At 45.5% G+C, this 17404-nt stretch carries 22 protein-coding genes and 1 riboswitch; of the genes, 9 read left to right on the top strand and 13 right to left on the bottom strand.

What is annotated here, in order from left to right; all coding sequences use genetic code 11:
• Positions 1–4 precede the first annotated feature (4 nt).
• The 6 genes from argC to NSS75_RS06310 all read right to left on the bottom strand — a co-directional run bounded on the left by argC (position 5) and on the right by NSS75_RS06310 (position 4651).
• The gene (gene argC / locus NSS75_RS06335) at positions 5–1042 is read right to left on the bottom strand and encodes an N-acetyl-gamma-glutamyl-phosphate reductase (RefSeq protein WP_198097499.1); all 1038 of its coding nucleotides are present in this window, start codon (positions 1040–1042) and stop codon (positions 5–7) included.
• Positions 1043–1246: 204 nt separating this feature from the next.
• Positions 1247–1786, bottom strand: coding sequence for an MFS transporter (locus NSS75_RS06330; RefSeq protein ID WP_044156416.1), 540 nt, complete (start codon positions 1784–1786; stop codon positions 1247–1249).
• Positions 1786–3216, bottom strand: coding sequence for an FAD-binding oxidoreductase (locus NSS75_RS06325; protein WP_339236576.1), 1431 nt, complete (start codon positions 3214–3216; stop codon positions 1786–1788). The genes NSS75_RS06330 and NSS75_RS06325 overlap by 1 nt, the downstream gene beginning before the upstream one ends.
• Before the next feature lie 61 nt (positions 3217–3277).
• Complete coding sequence (locus NSS75_RS06320; protein WP_326366229.1) at positions 3278–3448, bottom strand: YqaE/Pmp3 family membrane protein; 171 nt, start codon at positions 3446–3448, stop codon at positions 3278–3280.
• Between the two features lie 63 nt (positions 3449–3511).
• Positions 3512–3820, bottom strand: a complete 309-nt coding sequence (locus tag NSS75_RS06315; protein WP_003224525.1) for a metal-sulfur cluster assembly factor — start codon at positions 3818–3820, stop codon at positions 3512–3514.
• Positions 3821–3883: 63 nt separating this feature from the next.
• Entirely contained in the window at positions 3884–4651 is a 768-nt protein-coding gene (locus NSS75_RS06310; protein WP_024120892.1) for a prolyl oligopeptidase family serine peptidase, read from the bottom strand.
• Positions 4652–4770: 119 nt separating this feature from the next.
• Between NSS75_RS06310 and NSS75_RS06305 the strand changes: the two genes are divergently transcribed.
• From NSS75_RS06305 to NSS75_RS06295, 3 genes are all read left to right on the top strand, one after another.
• Positions 4771–5583, top strand: a complete 813-nt coding sequence (locus NSS75_RS06305; RefSeq protein WP_103672314.1) for a Cof-type HAD-IIB family hydrolase — start codon at positions 4771–4773, stop codon at positions 5581–5583.
• 104 nt (positions 5584–5687) lie between these two features.
• Positions 5688–5840, top strand: coding sequence for a hypothetical protein (locus NSS75_RS06300; RefSeq protein WP_024120890.1), 153 nt, complete (start codon positions 5688–5690; stop codon positions 5838–5840).
• The gene (locus NSS75_RS06295; protein WP_003224518.1) at positions 5841–6038 is read left to right on the top strand and encodes a DUF3813 domain-containing protein; all 198 of its coding nucleotides are present in this window, start codon (positions 5841–5843) and stop codon (positions 6036–6038) included.
• Between the two features lie 31 nt (positions 6039–6069).
• Here NSS75_RS06295 and NSS75_RS06290 read toward each other — a convergent pair whose 3' ends face one another.
• Both NSS75_RS06290 and NSS75_RS06285 read right to left on the bottom strand, forming a co-directional pair.
• Positions 6070–6525: a BsuPI-related putative proteinase inhibitor gene (locus NSS75_RS06290; protein ID WP_308314990.1), complete on the bottom strand. Its 456-nt coding sequence runs from the start codon at positions 6523–6525 to the stop codon at positions 6070–6072.
• A gap of 18 nt (positions 6526–6543) precedes the next feature.
• Positions 6544–7386, bottom strand: a complete 843-nt coding sequence (locus NSS75_RS06285) for a YitT family protein (RefSeq protein WP_024120888.1) — start codon at positions 7384–7386, stop codon at positions 6544–6546.
• Between the two features lie 138 nt (positions 7387–7524).
• On the opposite strand from NSS75_RS06285, the gene NSS75_RS06280 reads away from it, so the two are divergent.
• Positions 7525–8379, top strand: a complete 855-nt coding sequence (locus tag NSS75_RS06280) for a DegV family protein (protein WP_095713640.1) — start codon at positions 7525–7527, stop codon at positions 8377–8379.
• Positions 8380–8421: 42 nt separating this feature from the next.
• On the opposite strand, the gene NSS75_RS06275 is transcribed toward NSS75_RS06280, so the two are convergent.
• The 4 genes from NSS75_RS06275 to NSS75_RS06260 form a co-directional block, all read right to left on the bottom strand.
• Positions 8422–10044, bottom strand: a complete 1623-nt coding sequence (locus tag NSS75_RS06275) for a M4 family metallopeptidase (protein ID WP_059352712.1) — start codon at positions 10042–10044, stop codon at positions 8422–8424.
• Between the two features lie 136 nt (positions 10045–10180).
• Positions 10181–10474 (bottom strand): DUF3784 domain-containing protein, encoded by a 294-nt coding sequence (locus tag NSS75_RS06270; RefSeq protein ID WP_024120885.1) that lies wholly within the window; start codon positions 10472–10474, stop codon positions 10181–10183.
• Positions 10475–10493: 19 nt separating this feature from the next.
• Complete coding sequence (locus tag NSS75_RS06265) at positions 10494–11081, bottom strand: hypothetical protein (protein WP_339236565.1); 588 nt, start codon at positions 11079–11081, stop codon at positions 10494–10496.
• Positions 11078–11425 carry a PadR family transcriptional regulator gene (locus NSS75_RS06260; RefSeq protein ID WP_010333707.1) on the bottom strand — a complete coding sequence of 116 codons (348 nt, stop codon included), beginning with the start codon at positions 11423–11425 and terminating at the stop codon, positions 11078–11080. Before NSS75_RS06260 ends, NSS75_RS06265 begins: the two co-directional genes overlap by 4 nt.
• 181 nt (positions 11426–11606) lie before the next feature.
• Here NSS75_RS06260 and NSS75_RS06255 point away from each other — a divergent pair, with 181 nt between their 5' ends.
• Genes NSS75_RS06255 through NSS75_RS06245 form a run of 3 tightly spaced genes read left to right on the top strand, consistent with a single transcriptional unit; the run spans position 11607 to position 13644 of the window.
• Complete coding sequence (locus tag NSS75_RS06255; RefSeq protein WP_024120883.1) at positions 11607–12143, top strand: SdpA family antimicrobial peptide system protein; 537 nt, start codon at positions 11607–11609, stop codon at positions 12141–12143.
• A complete protein-coding gene (locus tag NSS75_RS06250) occupies positions 12128–13063 on the top strand; it encodes a sporulation-delaying protein SdpB family protein (protein WP_268498355.1) in 936 nt (311 codons plus the stop codon). Before NSS75_RS06255 ends, NSS75_RS06250 begins: the two co-directional genes overlap by 16 nt.
• Complete coding sequence (locus NSS75_RS06245) at positions 13060–13644, top strand: sporulation delaying protein family toxin (RefSeq protein WP_024120881.1); 585 nt, start codon at positions 13060–13062, stop codon at positions 13642–13644. The genes NSS75_RS06250 and NSS75_RS06245 overlap by 4 nt, the downstream gene beginning before the upstream one ends.
• A 53-nt stretch (positions 13645–13697) precedes the next feature.
• On the opposite strand, the gene NSS75_RS06240 is transcribed toward NSS75_RS06245, so the two are convergent.
• Positions 13698–14546: a S1 RNA-binding domain-containing protein gene (locus tag NSS75_RS06240; protein WP_101860824.1), complete on the bottom strand. Its 849-nt coding sequence runs from the start codon at positions 14544–14546 to the stop codon at positions 13698–13700.
• Positions 14547–14694: 148 nt separating this feature from the next.
• Between NSS75_RS06240 and NSS75_RS06235 the strand changes: the two genes are divergently transcribed.
• Positions 14695–15186, top strand: coding sequence for a YajQ family cyclic di-GMP-binding protein (locus NSS75_RS06235; RefSeq protein WP_044156433.1), 492 nt, complete (start codon positions 14695–14697; stop codon positions 15184–15186).
• A 106-nt stretch (positions 15187–15292) separates the two neighbouring features.
• Positions 15293–15410: riboswitch (SAM riboswitch) on the top strand.
• A 90-nt stretch (positions 15411–15500) separates the two neighbouring features.
• Positions 15501–17339: a bifunctional homocysteine S-methyltransferase/methylenetetrahydrofolate reductase gene (locus NSS75_RS06230; RefSeq protein WP_106020560.1), complete on the top strand. Its 1839-nt coding sequence runs from the start codon at positions 15501–15503 to the stop codon at positions 17337–17339.
• Positions 17340–17404: the final 65 nt, after the last annotated feature.

Below are 17404 nucleotides of genomic sequence, written 5' to 3'. Positions count from 1 at the left end.
TGTTCTATGGATAAATTGGTGTCATGGTAAGACCTGTCTCTTCGTTCCAGCCATTCATGATATTGAAATTTTGTACTGCCTGCCCAGCGGCACCCTTCATCAGATTATCAATTACCGATACGATCGTGACCCTGTTCGTTCTTTCGTCGAGGGTAACGGATACATCGCAGAAATTGCTGCCGAACACTTCCTTCGTTTGCGGGTAATGACCCTTTGGCCTCACTCTCACAAAATATGAATCTTGGTAAAATTCCGAATATAAATCGTGCAGATCTTCTGCAGATAGGTCAGATGTTAACTGCGTATACATTGTCGCCATGATTCCCCTTGTCATCGGAACCAAGTGAGCAGAAAATGTAATAGCCTTCAACTCTGGCTGCCATTCTTTTAACGTCTGTTCAATCTCAGGGGTGTGCTGATGTTCATTTACTTTATAAATTTTAAAATTGTCGTTAAGCTCAGAAAAATGGGTTCCCATGGATGCTTTCCTCCCCGCACCGGAAACGCCTGTTTTCGCATCAACGATAACGAACGATTCATCAAGCAGCTTTTTTTGAGCCAGAGGCGCGAGGCCTAGCAGTACAGCCGTCGGGAAACACCCCGGATTGGCGATGAGCTTCGCCTGCTGAATGTTCCTTTGATTCAGCTCCGAAAGACCGTAAACTGCCTCTTGAATTGTTTCTTTTGGTGCCGCTGTCCGTTTATACCACTTTTCATATACAGCAGGCTCTTGGATCCTCAGATCACCTGACAGATCAATAACCGAAATTCCCACCTCTGCAAGCTGCGGAGTCAGTTCACTTGATACTCCCGGGGGCGCAGCAAGAAACATGACATCGATTTCCTGTTTGATTGTATTCATATCAATGGGCTTCAGCTTCTGCTCAGCCAAGCCGGTTAGATGAGGATAAACATTACTATAGACCTTTCCTTCCCCGCTGGATGAATAAAGTATACATTCTTCTGCATGAGGATGATGTGTAAGAATCCTGACAAGTTCGGCGCCTCCATAACCCGTAGCGCCTACAATTCCTATTTTCAAAACGAATTCACCTTCTTGGTCTTTGTGAAATTATTTAACATTATAACATGAATAAAAATTAATTCAATCGTATATTTAATATTTTTATTCATTTATAAATTTTCTGTTCAATAAAAAAACCGACTCTTAAAAAGCAGGCAGAAACCGCTTCAAGTTGTTGGTACGGCGCCATTTGCAGCTGTATAAAAAAACAGGCTGACCGTGTCAGCCTGTTTTCATCATCATCAATCCGCTCAGAAAATATAGAATAGAGCTTGTATAAAAAATCATTTGCACCGTAAAAAAGTCGGCGAGAAAACCGCCGAGCATAATGGCAGCTGCTGAAAAAACAGCGGTCCAAAAATGATAATTCCCAATCTTTTTTCCGCGTTCCCCGGTGTCTGTAAAGTCGGCGATTAATACTTTTTCTCCGTGTTTTTGCATCGCCCCAAAGAGACCTAACAGCACTTGCACGATGTACACTTGAAGAACGCTGTTAACATGCGGGACATACAAAAGCAGAACCGCCATGCCCCATGAGTTCGCAAGCAGATAATAGCGGCTGTCGATCCTTTCAGAAAGCCGGCCGAGGAGCGGGTAAATGAGCGCTCCGCTCAGTCCGAATAATCCGTAGGAAAACCCGAACTGCGTGTAGCTTGAGCCGATATTCTTCACAAACAGAATATAAAACGGAAAGATTAAACTGCTTGCGAAAAACACGCTGCTTTGTGAAAGTGTCAGCCATTTTAATTTGTTTTTCCCCATTATTTATACCTCTGATAAAAGTAATTCATAAACCGCTCATCCGGATCATACGTCTTTTTTTTCTGAAAAAACGCTTCGCTTTTCGGATACGCCTGTCTCATTTGCGCTTTTGTCTGATATGTCATATACGGCAGATAATAGCTTCCTCCGTGTTTGAGCGCAACGTCTGTCATGCGCCTGATGATCCTGGCAGCGTCAGCCTGGTCTTCTTTTGAAAAGCCCTCGTTGATTAAAAGCACGAGCGAAAACATATCATCCTTCGCATAAGACAGGTCAGCTTTTTCGTTTTTTTGCACATACCGGATCGTGATATTAAGCAGATTCAGGTCTTCGTGTGACAGCGTTTGTCTCAGGTCATCAATATAGGAAGCGTACTCCTTCACCGGCACAAAGTATTCCTGCAGCACGTCTGTATTTTCATTGTTTTCGTATTCGAGAAATTTTGATTCTGACCGCATGACATTATTGCGTGAGATCTTTGTTCCATTTTGGCTTAGAAAATAGGATTGCTGGGTATTCCACAGCCAGTTTCTGCCCCACCCGTACCTTCTTGACAGGCCGAGCGCGAATTTCGTCACCTGTGTATGCTCATCCTCTTTGAGATCGCTGTAAGATGTCAGCTGATCCTGCTCGTCTGATAATACGTAATTTGTGACATACATGTCTTTTAGAAATCCCTTTTCTGCTGTTGAGATGCGAGCGAGGTGCATGCGGACACCGGGATTGCCTTTGACATGCTTTGTAAAATAGTCAGCGTATGTGCTGTAGTTCATTTTTTCCGTCTGCATGACGTACAGCTCGTCATCCGTTAATTCAAGCTCAGCATCGAGAATCACGCCAAAAAGACCGTACCCGCCGATGACTGCTGAAAATAAGTCATCTTTTGGAGTGACAGTGACAATTGTGCCGTCGGCTTTTAAAAGACGGAATGATTTGACTGTATCAATCAGCGATCCATAGCGGATATCACGCCCGTGGGCATTGGCGCTGAGAGATCCTCCGATTGTAAAAATATTTTGTGACTGCATGACTTTTACCGCAAGCCCGTATGGATTTACGTATTTCTGTATGTCATTCCACGTCGCCCCGCTTTGGACCCTGATGGTTTTTTTCTCTTTATCGAAAGCGAGGATTTTGTTGTAGCCTGTCATGTCCAGAACGATGCCGTCCTCGTAATATGTATGGCCGCCCATCGAATGCTGGGTTCCGGCTATTGAGATTTTTATGCTTTTTCGATTGGCCTCTTTGACTGTGTCAATGAGGTTATTTTCTTCCTGCCCTTTCACCGTCTGCTTAATTTTCACCGGCATCAAGCGGCTGACATCGGTCATCTCGCTGGAGCCGCTTTTTTGCTCTGAGTGAACAGAGTACGCAAACAGGGCCGCATACGCACCGGTGCACAGCGCGAATGCAAGCAATTTCTTTTTCATGGCGCTCTCCCTGCTGTTTTTTATGGCCATTATACCATGTTTGCGTCCTCTTTTTTCCAGATTATCGTCTTGCCCGTTTTTCAGCGCGGCGGTCAGCCACGATAAAACAAGCGTGAATGGCGCCCGGCAGCCAAAAGATGCATGTCAATATGAGATTGATCAGGGCCTGAAACGGCTTTCCCGTAAACAAAACAGCAAGCGGCGGACATAGAACGGCAAGCAGGTACATCATTTTGCTTCACTCCTTTTCAGCTGTAAAAAGGACAGCCTCACAGTAAGGCTGTCCTCTTTTGTTTTATTGTATGCCAAGCGCGATTTTTGCATATCTTGACATTTTGTCCCGAGTCCACGGCGGATTCCACACAATGTGAACTTCCGTCTCTTTCACTTCCGGAATGTCCGCAAGCGCTTTTTTCACTTCATCCACAATAATCGGTGCTAAAGGGCATCCCATTGACGTCAGTGTCATTGTGACGTGCGTTAAGCCGTCTTCATCCATATCAACATCGTATACTAACCCGAGGTTTACGATATCAACGCCAAGCTCAGGGTCGACAACCTGTTCCAGGGCGCCCATAATGTTTTCTTTTAATGCTTCTTCCACGTTCCCTCACTCCTTTTTTCTACAGTATAACGTAAATCCGGCCTGTGTTTACACCTTTGTGCTTTATAAATGCGTTTCAAACCATTCAACGGTTTTTAACACAGCGGCCCGCGGCACTTTGTGATCGGCTCTTTCATCCGCAATGAACTGGAGATGTTCCGGCTGCTCGCTGTAATAAGATTTAATCGTGTCATAAAATTTCCGGGTCGGCGCGTAAGGCACGACTTGATCTTTAACACCATGCCAAAATAAAAGCGGGCGCTGGCGAAGTTTCTCCGGCTGAAGGCTGAGATCCAGCACTTTAAGGCGCTCCATGAGCTCCCGCACCCTTTCCTCCGGCACATCGATATCAATGCCCTGAGATTTGATGTGGTCGATCTGCTGCTGAAACAGCTCGACATAATTCGGGCTTCCCATCAGGCTGACGCCGGCTTGTACCCAGTCATAAACCGTTAAGGCGCCAAGCGTTGTAATGCCGCCCATTGATGTACCCGCAAGCCCGATACGGCCGCCTTCTATTAGGCCTTCCTTCTCAAAATGGTTCTTGAGTACTTCAAGCTCTTCAATCTCGTTTAGCACGATGTCCCAAAAATGGCCGGCCAGCTTTTCAACAGCCATTTGCTCTCCCCGTTCACCATGGTGCAGAGCCTCCGGCAGAACGGCTCTAAAGCCCTTCTCCGCAAGCAGATAAGCAATATGAAGGTTGTGTTCCTTTGCGCTTGCAAAGCCATGTATAAAGAAAACAAGAGGAACAGCACGGTGCCGGTTCTCTTCTTTTACAATATGTAAAAACGGAATGCCGGAAACGGTCTGATTTTCAATTTGAATCACAATGTCCCCTCCTTAGGATAACCATAATCATAAGTGTAACATGTAGACAATAAAGATGGTAAAAAGCTACACTGTCATTAAGGCAACTCGCGTAAAATCTTAGGTTAAAGGAGCTTTTCATGGAGACAAAACCCTATGTAATCGCATTAGATTTAGATGGAACATTATTAAAGGACGATAAAACAATATCAGAAAACACCCTTCAAACGATACAGCGCCTAAAAAATGACGGACATTACGTCTGCATCTCCACCGGCCGGCCGTACCGTTCAAGTTCCATGTACTATGAGCAGATGAATCTGACAACGCCGATCGTCAATTTCAATGGAGCGTTTGTCCACCATCCGCAAGATGACAGCTGGGGACGGTATCATACCTCACTGCCGCTTCAAGTTGTCAAACAGCTTGTGGATATCAGCGAGACCTACAACGTACATAATATACTTGCTGAAGTCATCGATGATGTGTACTTCCATTATCATGATGAGCATCTGATTGACGCCTTTAACATGAACACAACAAATGTCACCGTCGGCGATTTGCGTGAAAATCTCGGTGAGGATGTCACCTCTGTGCTCATCCATGCGAAAGAGGAAGATGTGCCAGAGATACGAGCTTATTTAACAGATGTGCACGCCGAGGTGATCGATCACAGAAGATGGGCAGCCCCGTGGCATGTGATTGAGATTATTAAAAGCGGCATGAACAAAGCGATTGGCTTGCAGAAAATCAGCGATTACTACGGCGTGCCGCGAGAACGGATCATCGCTTTTGGCGATGAAGATAACGACCTGGAAATGCTCGAATTTGCAGGATGCGGCGTCGCCATGGGAAATGGAATTGACGCAGTCAAGCAGATCGCTGACAAAACGACGGGTTCCAATGAAGAAGATGGGGTCGCCCAATTTTTGAAAGAATATTTCTCAATATAAAGAGCGGAGTGTTTTAATTTTTCCCACTTATAAACCTTTACCCGCCCCAGCATACTATGGGAGACGACTCATCTCGTCAAAGTATGGAAGGGGGCAGTCTCACAATGGGTAAACGAAGCAAATCCAAAAGGTTTATTCAGCAGGGTAAAGACTCCATCGGGCAACACGCCGCAAGATTTCCATATCGGTCTACTTTAGAAGAAGCTCACCAGCATGCCGCGGCACGAGACTCGGCTGAAAGGCAGTATGAATATTAAATGAGAAACGAACTGTTTCAGCAGGCGAAATCATTTGTTCAACAGGCTGTCATGGTGACAAACGGCTTTGAGGAAGGCGATCAGGAGCAAGCGATTCTGAGGGCCAAAAATGCTGTGTCTTCTGCGTATGCCAATTCGACAGATGCGGAACGTCAACAGCTTCATCAATTTCAAGATCAACTGGATAAATTGCAATAAAAAAAAGGCTATGGCGATTCGCCATAGCCTATTATTTGACCTCAAACTGCTGAACAGCCTGGACCTGCTTAAGATTCTCCGCTTTGCCCTTAAACGTCACCTTCACCTCGTATGTTCCCGGCTCCGGTACTTCCTTCCATTCATCAGTGAAATCATAGGTTTCTCCCGGTTCAAGCGTCAGGTTTTGAAAAGCCTGTGTAAACATTTTGTCTTTCGAATAACGGTATCTTTCTTTGTGTTCTGAATCGTACACGACAAGTTCAAATTTTTGTCCCGTGCTGAATTGAAACTCCACACTGCGTTCGCTTTGGTTCTTCAGTGACATGTTAAACTTGATTTGTTCAGGCTCCTGAATTGCGTCAACAGATAAAACAACCTCTTGATTCTCCATTCCGCCTGATACCTCCTTATCGGGTTCTGTCTGCTCATTTTTCCCGCAGCCTATTAATAGCACCACAGGCAAGAGCATCACAAGCAGCCGTTTCACGACTTCCACCTGCTTTCGTCAGTCTTTTCTAAAGAAACCAAAAATCCCGGTCGTTTGGACAATGTTTGTAAATGCTTTCGGGTCCACTTCTTTTACGATTTTTTCTAAATCGTACAATTCATACCTCGTGATGACGATAATCATCATTTCTTTCTGCTCGTTTGTAAAAGCTCCTTTGGCTGGGACAGTCGTTATGCCCCGCACCATTTTTCCATAAATGGCTTCTTTGATTTCGTCCGCTTTTTTCGTCACAATCATTGCTGTCAGCTTCATGTGCCTGGTATGAATCGCGTCGATCACCCTCGTTGTCACATACAAAGTAACAAGGGTATATAAAGCTTTCTCCCAACCTTGCAATAATCCTGCCGTCAGAATGATAATCCCGTTCAGAATAAAGAAATACGTGCCGACGGGTTTATCCTTCCACTTGGCCAGCACCATAGCGACGATATCAAGGCCGCCTGTCGAAGCGCCGTACTTTAATGTTAAACCGATTCCGACCGCGGAAATCACGCCGCCGAATACCGCGTTCAGCAGGATGTCATGAGACAGTCTCATTTCCGGCAGGATTCCCATAAACAATGTGGTCAGTGCGACACTCAAAATGCTGTACACCGTAAACGATCTGCCGACCTTCAGCCATCCTAAAATACCGACCGGAATATTTAAGAGGAACAAGAGCGTTCCCGTCGATATGTAGAAAGGGGCATATTGGTCAACGACGCTTGATAAAAGCTGGGCGACACCCGTGAATCCGCTGGCATATACATCTGCCGGAATCAGAAATAAGTTCAGCCCGGCCGCATTAAGTAAGGCCCCGATGATGACGATGAGTAATTTTTTTGTTTGATCTAGTACCATGGCATGTTCCTCCGCTCATTCTTCTTTATTATGTTTTCCCTTAAAACAAATATTTGAACACGATTTTGACAAATTAATATGATATAGTTGGCTTAAATCACATGATGACGAGCGATAAACGGAAAGAAGGGAAGCAAAATGACAGTTCATCTCATCGCTGACAGCGCCGCTGATCTGCCTCGTTCTTATTTTGAGGAAAACGGCATTGGCTTTATCCCGCTTAGGGTTTCTCTCGGCGACAAAGAATATGAAGATGCAGTCACGATTCATTCGGAACAAATATTTGAAGCGATGCAAAATGGGGAAGCGCCAAAGACGTCCCAAGCCTCACCGCAAACAATTAAAAATGTATTTTTGCAATATGCCAAAACAGGAGAGCCCGCACTTTACATCGCTTTTTCCTCAGGACTCTCCGGCACCTATCAGACAGCCGTCATGATCGCCAATGAAGTGAAGGAAGAATTCCCCGATTTTGATTTGCGGGTGATTGATTCCAAATGCGCTTCATTAGGCTGCGGTCTGGCCGTCCGGCATGCACGCGAACTCTGTATCAACGGAAATACAATACAAGAAATTGAAACGTCTGTAAAGAGCTTTTGCGCACAGCTTGAGCACATTTTTACAGTCGATGATTTAACGTACCTCGCCCGGGGCGGCCGAATTTCAAAAACGTCCGCTTTTGTCGGCGGTCTGCTTAATATTAAACCGCTTCTTCATATGGAGGACGGCAAGCTTGTGCCTCTTGAAAAAATCCGCGGACAGAAAAAGCTGTTCAAACGGATTATTGAATTAATGAAAGAGCGAGGAGACAATTGGAGCGATCAAACCGTCGGGATCAGCTATGCCGCTAACGAAGGAACAGCCAATGAAATGAAACACTTGATCGAAGACGCGTTCAAGCCGAAAGACATCATCATGCACTCCATCGGCTCTGCTGTCGGATCCCATTCCGGGCCGGGCACACTGGCCATATTTTTTCTGGGTAGATCATAATAAAACAGCCAGGCTAAAAAAGCCCTGGCTGTTTTTTCATTTTTATTGAATTCCGACTGCGTCATATGCCTTTTCGACAGAAGCTGATTGCTTCGAGTCTTCACCGTATAAATCATTGGCAGCTTCGATTGCCGCTTGCTTCATCATGCTGAAGTCTGAAGAAGGCGTTACATAATATGTCAAAGCCCGGTAATAAATTTGCTCACAAGCTTCACGCCCGATCCCCTCAACCCGCACATCATGGTGCACGCCGCCTTCTGCGAGAAGATATGCCGCTTTATTGTGGATCGACGAATTAATATGCACCCCGCCGTAATCCTCTGTGCCCGTATAACGGTTTGAATAATGATCCGGATTCCCCTGCTTGGAAGGGTCCTCTAACGAACGTAAAGCATCCCCGCGTACATCCGGCGTATATACATCCTCGCCGATTTCCCAGTCATCCCGGTCTGTCATCGCCGCCATAATATCAGAAATGGATTCGTTTAACGCGCCGGGTTCTCCCTGATATAAAAGGCCGGCGGAATACTGGGTGACCGCGTGTGTCATTTCATGCGCCACAATGTCGAGCGATCCGGACAGCGGCTTAAACCTAGCGCCGTCACCATCCCCGTACACCATCTGCACACCGTTCCACGCCGCATTGTTCCACTGTGTTCCCACATGTACGGTAGACGTAATTCTCGCGCCGTTTTGATCAAAAGAATGGCGGCCGAACGTGCGGCTGTAATAGTCGTAAACGGTTTGAGCGTTTGCATGGGCATCTACAGCCGCCGGATCATGAAATACGGACGTGCCGCTGACCACTTCACTGCCTGTATACCCGATCAATTGAGACAAAAGGGTAAACAAGGTTTCGTTCAGGTTCTTTGCGTCAAAAGTATTTATCCCTTTTCCCCTTGTTTCGTCAGCCAAATAATAACGCCCATTCTGTTCAGTTACTTCAAAGCTTTTTTCTTCGCCTGATACGCCGATCCCTGTACCGGCTGCTTCATGAATGGCATTAAAAGAATCGATGACCTTTCCGCTTTTGGCATTAATGAAATAATGCCAATAACCAGGCTCAGGTTCAGACGTCGAAAGTCTTACAAGGTAGGCAAGGTCATATGCGCCTTCGTGCGGATAAATATATAATTCGGCTTTCGGTTCCCCGTCAACATACTCGATTTTTCCAATGGAGGCCTCAAGCGCACGGCGCGCTGTATGTATGGCTTTTTTCTTAGATACAGACGGTGTGACAGATATGTCATTTATTTGCGGGTGCACCTTCCCGAAGAAACTTTTCACTTGTTTGTTTTCCTTCATCGCGACCGCCTGTCCAAAGCCGTAAACAGGAATCCCTTTATACACTTCCTCTAATTTAAAAAATGTTTGTTTTGTCTTTGAATCCTTTATTGTTTTTGAAATGCGAAAATGGCTGTTCGCGTTTCCTTTGAGCTTAAAATGCGTTTGTTGCTTGTCCAGATATGAAAATAGCGCTTCTTTCTGCGTTAGGTTTTGAGCTGGCTGCCATGATGGCTGTGATTTTTCGATGATGTATGAAGGGGTTTGATACGTATGGTCGTATTTGATGCTTTGATCTGCTGAGGCATTTGATGCAAAAACACATTGAGCCGCCGTGCATAAGCCGGCCATAAACAGAGATGTTTTGAACAGTGTACGCAAAACACCACATCCTTCCTGTTTTGGAATCTATTTTTTCGTTCATCCTAACAAAAAAACCGAAACTTGTATGTGGTGCTTCGTTCCTATTTTCAGGAAAAAGAAAGAAGGACAGAGGTTTCGCTCCGTCCTTCAGCTCCTATTCTACCAGTTTTTTATTCACGTAAATAATAACCCCTGCGCCATATGCCAAAATAAGCGGCGGAATCAGCTGCTCCTGGCCTTGAAATGAGATAAAGCTGTTCAGCAGAATGAACAAACCGGAATTCAAGAAAAAGTAGCCTGCTATTCTGGCCAGCCGATCCTTATCCCGGATACGTGCCTCATTAAACCCCGCCAGCATCCACGTCTGTTTTTTGATCCCGACAAAATAGGCTACCACAAAGAATAAAAGCGAAATGACAATTAATAGATAATTGATGCTGATCTCCATATTACAGCCTCCTACAACATTACTTGACGTTTAAATAAAGAAAAAAAGCGGCACAGCTAACCACAATCAGCAGAAGGACGACGAATGCATTGATGAGCGGCTGCACAAGAAGCAGAACAGCCAAAAACAGCAGATAGCCCGCACCGACCCTAGAAATCGTGACAATCTCATGTTGAGAGCGCATTTTGTTTTTTCTTACACCCGCAAACATCATTAACTTCTTCCGCTTCCACACATAACCTGCGAGCACCGCCAAATAAAGAGCCAATGGCACATATCTGTATGAGGGTGGCAGCAGCGGCAGGAGTATGATCACAGCAATAAGAAAGACTGAAAGTCCGCTTTTTCCTAACACAGAACCCCTCCGTTTCTGTTCCTCCCCTTCACCCATCATCGCTTCGGCAAGCTCTTTCGGATGAGAAAACTCATTTTCAACAGCTTCCCGCAGCTCCTCTACACTATGGCCGGCATTCATTCTGTCTTGTACAAAAGCGGTTAAATGGCCCTTCAATTCGGCTATCGTATTTTCTCTCTCTACTTCAGGCATATTCGCCAGCTCAGCGTTTAGTTCCTCCGTATAGCGGTCAATGATGTGCTGTGCATTCATAGCAAATCCCCCGATAAAGACAATAAAGCTTGATGGGTTTCCAGGTACTTCTCCAGCCGTTCTTTTAACATCTCTTCTCCTTTTTGCGTCATTTTGTAGTACTTCCTTTTCGGGCCATCCAAAGAATCTTGCCAAAAAAATTCGACCCAGTCCTTCTCCGTCATCCGTTTCAAAATCGGATAAATCGCACCCTCTGAAATAGCCAGTGCCGGGGTTGTTTTTAAGGACGATGTCAGCTCATAACCATACATCGGTTTTGAGCGCAGCAGGGATAAAATAGCCAGCTCGAAAATCCCTTTGCGAAATTGAACAATCCAGCGGTCGTTAATTTGATTCGTTTTCATGGTTTAAATATATCGAAAAAATCACTATATATCAATGACATATAGCTATGAAAAATGTCCTATTTTCCCCATTAACAAAAATGGAATTTCTCATACTTTTTAACCTTTTTATTACAAAAATGTTTTTATATTATGAAAAGTAAGAAAAGTGAATTTCTTCAGTTTGAAAAGGAGCAGTCGAATGCAGAAATCGATATCATTTTTTATCATTTTTTCAGTCCTCTGGGGGTCTTTATTTCTGTTTTCAATCATTGGCAGCTTAGGGACAACCCCGATTCCGCTGACAAAGGACTCCAAATTTCTCATGTCCAGCGTCATTCCTCAAGGCTGGGGCTTTTTCAGCAAAAACCCCCGTGATACCGCCATCGGCTTATATGAAGATGGAGATGCCAGCGCCAAGGTCAGGTGGCCTAATATGAGGGCTGATAATCTATTCGGCCTGTATCGTTATGGGCGATCGCAGGGCGTAGAAATGGGCGTGATCTACAGCCAAGTCGGCAAGGAACAGTGGACAGAATGTAAAGAAACGGACCTGAGTGCCTGCAAAAGCAAAGCCAAAACCGTTCAGCTGCAAACACCGGCGCCCCGCCCGCTGCTTTGCGGCAGCTATTATTTGACGAAAGAGGACATCGTTCCATGGAGCTATTCTAAATACACCGCTTCATCTTATCAGGTAAAAAGCATAGTCAAGGTTGTGATCTCATGCTCGAAAACATAAAACAGACCATCACCGGATGGGACAAAAAAAACCCGTGGACAAATGTATACGGACTCGCGCGAAGCATTATTGCTTTATCCAGCCTGCTGACGCTGCTTGTCAATCATCCGAGCCTCATTATGAAGCCAGCCAGCGGAATCAGCAGTTACCCTGCTTGTAAAATGAATCTCAGTCTCTTTTGCCTCGGCGAAAATAACTATATGATGTTAAATCTGTTCAGGTGGGTCTGTATTGCCATTCTGGTGCTTGTTGTGATCGGGTGGCGCCCCAGAATCACCGGGATTCTCCATTGGTATGTCAGTTACAGCCTGCAGTCGTCGTTAATTGTCATCGACGGAGGCGAGCAGGCAGCCGCGGTTATCACATTTTTGCTGATTCCTATCACGCTGACTGACCCGAGAAAATGGCATTGGAGCGGGAGGCCTGATGACCCAGAGGGCCAAAGAACAAATGGTAAAATCACAGCTTTTATTTCTTATTTTGTCATCAGACTTCAAGTAGCGGTACTTTACTTCCACTCTACTGTCGCTAAGCTGTCTCAGCAGGAATGGGTGGACGGAACGGCCGTCTATTATTTCGCCCAGGAAAAAACCATCGGCTTCAACGGCTTTTTTCAGGCTTTAACGAAGCCGTTTGTATCAAGTCCGTTTGTGGTGATTCCGACATGGGGGACGCTTCTCGTTCAGATTGTCATCTTTGCGGCACTGTTCGCGCCGAAGAAGCATTGGAGATTGATTTTAATCATCGCTGTTTTTATGCACGAGATATTCGCGGTTATGCTGGGTTTAATCAGCTTTTCACTCATCATGGCCGGCATTTTGATATTGTATCTCACTCCAATTGATTCCACGTTTCAATTTACATATATACGCAGACTGAAGTGGAATAAAAAAGAAAAGAAGGGAGAGGTTTCAGTTTGAAGAAGGCGTTTCTTGTATTTTTGTCGGTTGTATTGGTGACGACAGTGTTTTTGGTGAAGCAGCAGGAAAGTGTAGCACAGGCGAAGCAGCTTGAGTATTCAGGTGAAGAGATTTTTAAAGGGTTTGTGTTTGCTCAGGGTGAAGTGGGCAAAAAGCTTCCAGAGGTATTTAATAAAGCCATGACTGACAAGCTCAACACAAAACAGGCAAAGGCTTTTGCCAATCAGGTTGTTGCTGATATCAAAAAAGAGGATGCTGACTTTTTTGACAATCTGAAGAAAGCTGTTTACAGCAAAGATGCAATGAAGGTGGATGAACTGCTGAAAAAAGCAGGTCAAATCGTTGAAGAAAAAGTAGAAGCTGCAAAGGACATCGCCGCTTCCAAGGATGATACGTCCAGAGTTCAAGCCGAGCTCGTCAACACGGTCGATACCGCTAACTATTTCTATTATGTTTCTTATGTTGCCGCAGCCGGTGCGCTGATTCTTGTCATTCTTGCCATTGATATTACGCCGATCGCGATTTCAGACAATGTGGATCGCGAAATGGCAATCAGAACGCTGGTTGATGAATTAAATTAGAAATAAAAAAGGCTCGCTCCGCAGTTCTGCTGCAGGTGAGCCTTTTTCATGCACTATTTTTTCTCGTATGTCCAGCCGTCTTCCTGATACACTTTTCCGTTTTTCATTAAGTGGCCAAGCGCCCGTTTAAAGGCAGCCTTGCTCATGTTAAAACGTTCTTTGATATCATCGGGCTGGCTTTTGTCGCTGTACGGCATGGCGCCGTTTCTCGTTCTTAAATACGTAAGAATATACTCGGCATCAACAGACAGCGCATCCTGCTTTCTCGGAAGAAGCGACATATTCACTGAGCCGTCTTCCTTCACTTGAATCACACGTCCTGTCACTTTTGAGCCGAGTCTAGGCTCTTCTTTTCTTTCTGATGAATGAATAAAACCGCGGATTCCGTCATCCGTAATGATGAACGATCCTGAAGCGATCAGCCTGTACACCGTTCCGGTCAGCTCTTTATTCATCAGATCGTCTGAAGCGTCCGTAAACAGCTCGCTGATGATGTCCTCCGGTGCGGGTTTGGCAAACATGCGCCCCCGATTTGTCACCTTCAGCATACAGTAGAGCTTATCCCCTTTTTGCGGCCAGACATCTTCATACGGCGGCAGATGCTCTGTTGCGACAAGCGCGTCTTTTGAGAGGCCGACATCGACGAATACGCCCATATCATCTACCGTGTCCACCACTTCTACCCATCCGTACTCATCAGCGCTGATGACCGGAATTTTCATCGTTGCTGCGAGCCGTTCCTGCTGGTCAACGTATATAAAGACCTCTACCTCATCTCTGTCTTCTATATCCTCTGTCACTTCACTGTTATGTAAGAGAATCGTATCTTCTCCATCGGTTAAAAAGTAACCGAAGTCAGTTTCGTGATCTATACTCAAGGTTAACTGCTGCCCTGGTCTCATGCTATCGTCCTTCCTCTTCCCGCTTATTTCACTGCGGATCTTGTTAACATTTTTTCCAATCATCACAAATTGATTCTTTGTTCTGTTGGAAGTTTCTCTTTATTCTACTATAATCAACACATAAGTTAAATGTTATGGAGGTTTTCATATGGCAAAAGAAAGTTCATTTGATATTGTATCCAAGGTGGAGCTCCCTGAGGTGCAAAACGCGATTCAAATCGCACTGAAGGAAATCAGCACACGCTATGACTTCAAAGGGAGCAAAAGTGACATTTCATTAGATAAAGAAGAGCTTGTTCTTGTTTCCGATGACGAATTCAAATTAAGCCAGCTCAAGGATGTGCTTGTCAGCAAATTGATTAAGCGCAGCGTGCCGACAAAAAACATTGATTACGCCAAAATTGAGAACGCGTCCGGCGGCACCGTGCGCCAGCGCGCAAAGCTTGTTCAAGGGATTGACAAAGACAACGCCAAAAAAATCAATACCATCATCAAAAACTCCGGACTGAAAGTAAAATCTCAGGTACAGGATGATCAAGTGCGTGTCACCGGAAAAAACAAGGATGATCTTCAGCAGGTTATCGCAGCAGTTCGAGGTGCCGATCTGCCAATTGACGTTCAATTTATAAATTTCAGATAAATTTTCTGATTCCTATTGATTATTGTCTTTATTTTCGGTAAATTTGGAGAAAGGGAAAATGCCAGGCATCTTTTGGCAGCTCCTGAACATTAAAACTTCATATCCGTTCTTATCAAGAGAAGCAGAGGGACTGGCCCGACGAAGCTTCAGCAACCGGTGTAATGGCGCATTGCCATGACCAAGGTGCTAAATCCAGCAAGCTCGAACAGCTTGGAAGATAAGAAGAGACAATATCACTGACAAAGTCTTCTTCTTAAGAGGACTTTTTTTATTTCTCTTTTTTCCTTGCTGAATGTGAATAAAGGAGGCAGACAATGGGACTTTTAGAAGATTTGAAGAAACAGGTGTTAATCGGTGACGGCGCAATGGGCACGCTGCTTTACTCCTTCGGAATAGACAGGTGCTTTGAGGAGCTTAATCTTTCAAAACCTGAGGAAATTCAGCGTATACATAAAGCCTATGTCGAAGCGGGAGCAAACATCATTCAGACCAACACGTACGGAGCGAACTATATTAAATTATCGAGACACGGCCTTGAAGATGACATCAAAAAAATGAATCAGGAGGCTGTAAAAATCGCGCGGGCTTCCGCCGGCGATGCGTATGTGCTCGGGACGATGGGCGGCATCCGCACGTTTAACAAAAATGCGTACAGCCTTGACGAAATCAAACGAAGCTTTCGCGAACAGCTGTATTTACTGCTGCATGAAGAGCCGGACGGTTTGCTGTTAGAAACGTATTATGATTTGGAAGAAGCCCGTGCAGTGCTGAAAATCGCCCGAAAAGAAACCGATCTTCCGATTATGCTGAATGTATCCATGCATGAGCAAGGAGTACTTCAGGATGGAACGCCGCTTTCTGATGCGCTGCGCTCGGTTGCGGATCTCGGTGCCGATATCGTCGGCATTAACTGCCGGCTCGGCCCTTACCACATGATTGAAGCGCTCAGTGAAGTGCCGATTTTTGATGACGTGTTTTTATCTGTCTACCCGAACAGCAGCCTCCCCTCACTCGAAGAAGGCCGGCTTGTATATGAAACTGACGACAAGTATTTTCAAAACAGCGCGGCTGAGTTCCGCAAGCAAGGCGCGCGGATTATCGGCGGCTGCTGCGGCACCACGCCAAACCACATCCGGGCTATGGCAGAGGCTGTGGGCGGACTCGCCCCTGTTACGGAAAAGTATGTAAAGGTTCGGGCAAAGGAATTGGTGACCGTTCAGCACGAACGGACAGAGCCGGGATTAAATGAAATCGCTGCGGAAAAGCGCTCAATTATTGTTGAGCTGGACCCGCCGAAGAAATTGAGCTTTGACAAATTTCTGTCCGCCGCTGCCGAATTAAAAGAAGCGGGAATCGATGCCCTGACGCTCGCCGATAACTCACTGGCAACCCCGCGGATCAGCAATGTTGCCTGCGGCGCCCTTGTCAAGCAGCAGCTCGATATGCGGTCTCTTGTCCATATTACATGCCGGGACCGAAACATTATCGGACTCCAGTCACATTTAATGGGACTGGACACATTAGGGCTGCATGATGTGCTGGCGATTACCGGCGATCCTTCTAAAATCGGTGATTTCCCGGGTGCAACGTCTGTCTATGATTTAACATCCTTTGATTTAATCAGGCTGATTAAACAGTTCAATGAAGGGCTGTCTCTGTCCGGAAAACCGCTCGGAAAGAAAACCAATTTCTCAGTGGCCGCTGCTTTTAATCCAAACGTCCGCCATCTCGATAAAGCCGTAAAACGGCTGGAGAAAAAAATAGACTGCGGCGCTGATTATTTTATCTCACAGCCCGTCTATTCGGAGCAGCAGCTTGTCGATATTCATAATGAAACAAAGCATTTGAAGACTCCGATTTATATCGGCGTTATGCCGCTGACAAGCAGCCGGAACGCTGAGTTTATCCATAACGAAATTCCGGGCATCAAGCTGTCCGATTCCATCCGCGAAAAAATGGCGCGCGCCGGCGAAGATAAAGAGAAACAAAAGGCGGAAGGCCTTGCGATTGCACGCTCCCTGCTGGATACTGCCTGCGAGCTGTTTAACGGCATCTATTTAATCACGCCTTTTCTCAGATCTGACTTGACGTCGGAACTTACTTCTTACATTAAGCAAAAAGATGAACAGCGTCAGAATATTTATTTGCATTAACATCGCTTTCTAAGACTGTCCGAACCAATTGGGCAGTCTTTTTCAAACCCGATTCGTGTTACGAT

The sequence above is a fragment of the Bacillus sp. FSL K6-1012 genome, assembly GCF_037964915.1.
GTDB lineage: Bacteria > Bacillota > Bacilli > Bacillales > Bacillaceae > Bacillus > Bacillus halotolerans.
The sequence above is the reverse complement of the archived record's forward strand: the minus strand, read 5'-3'. Positions and strand labels throughout refer to the sequence as shown.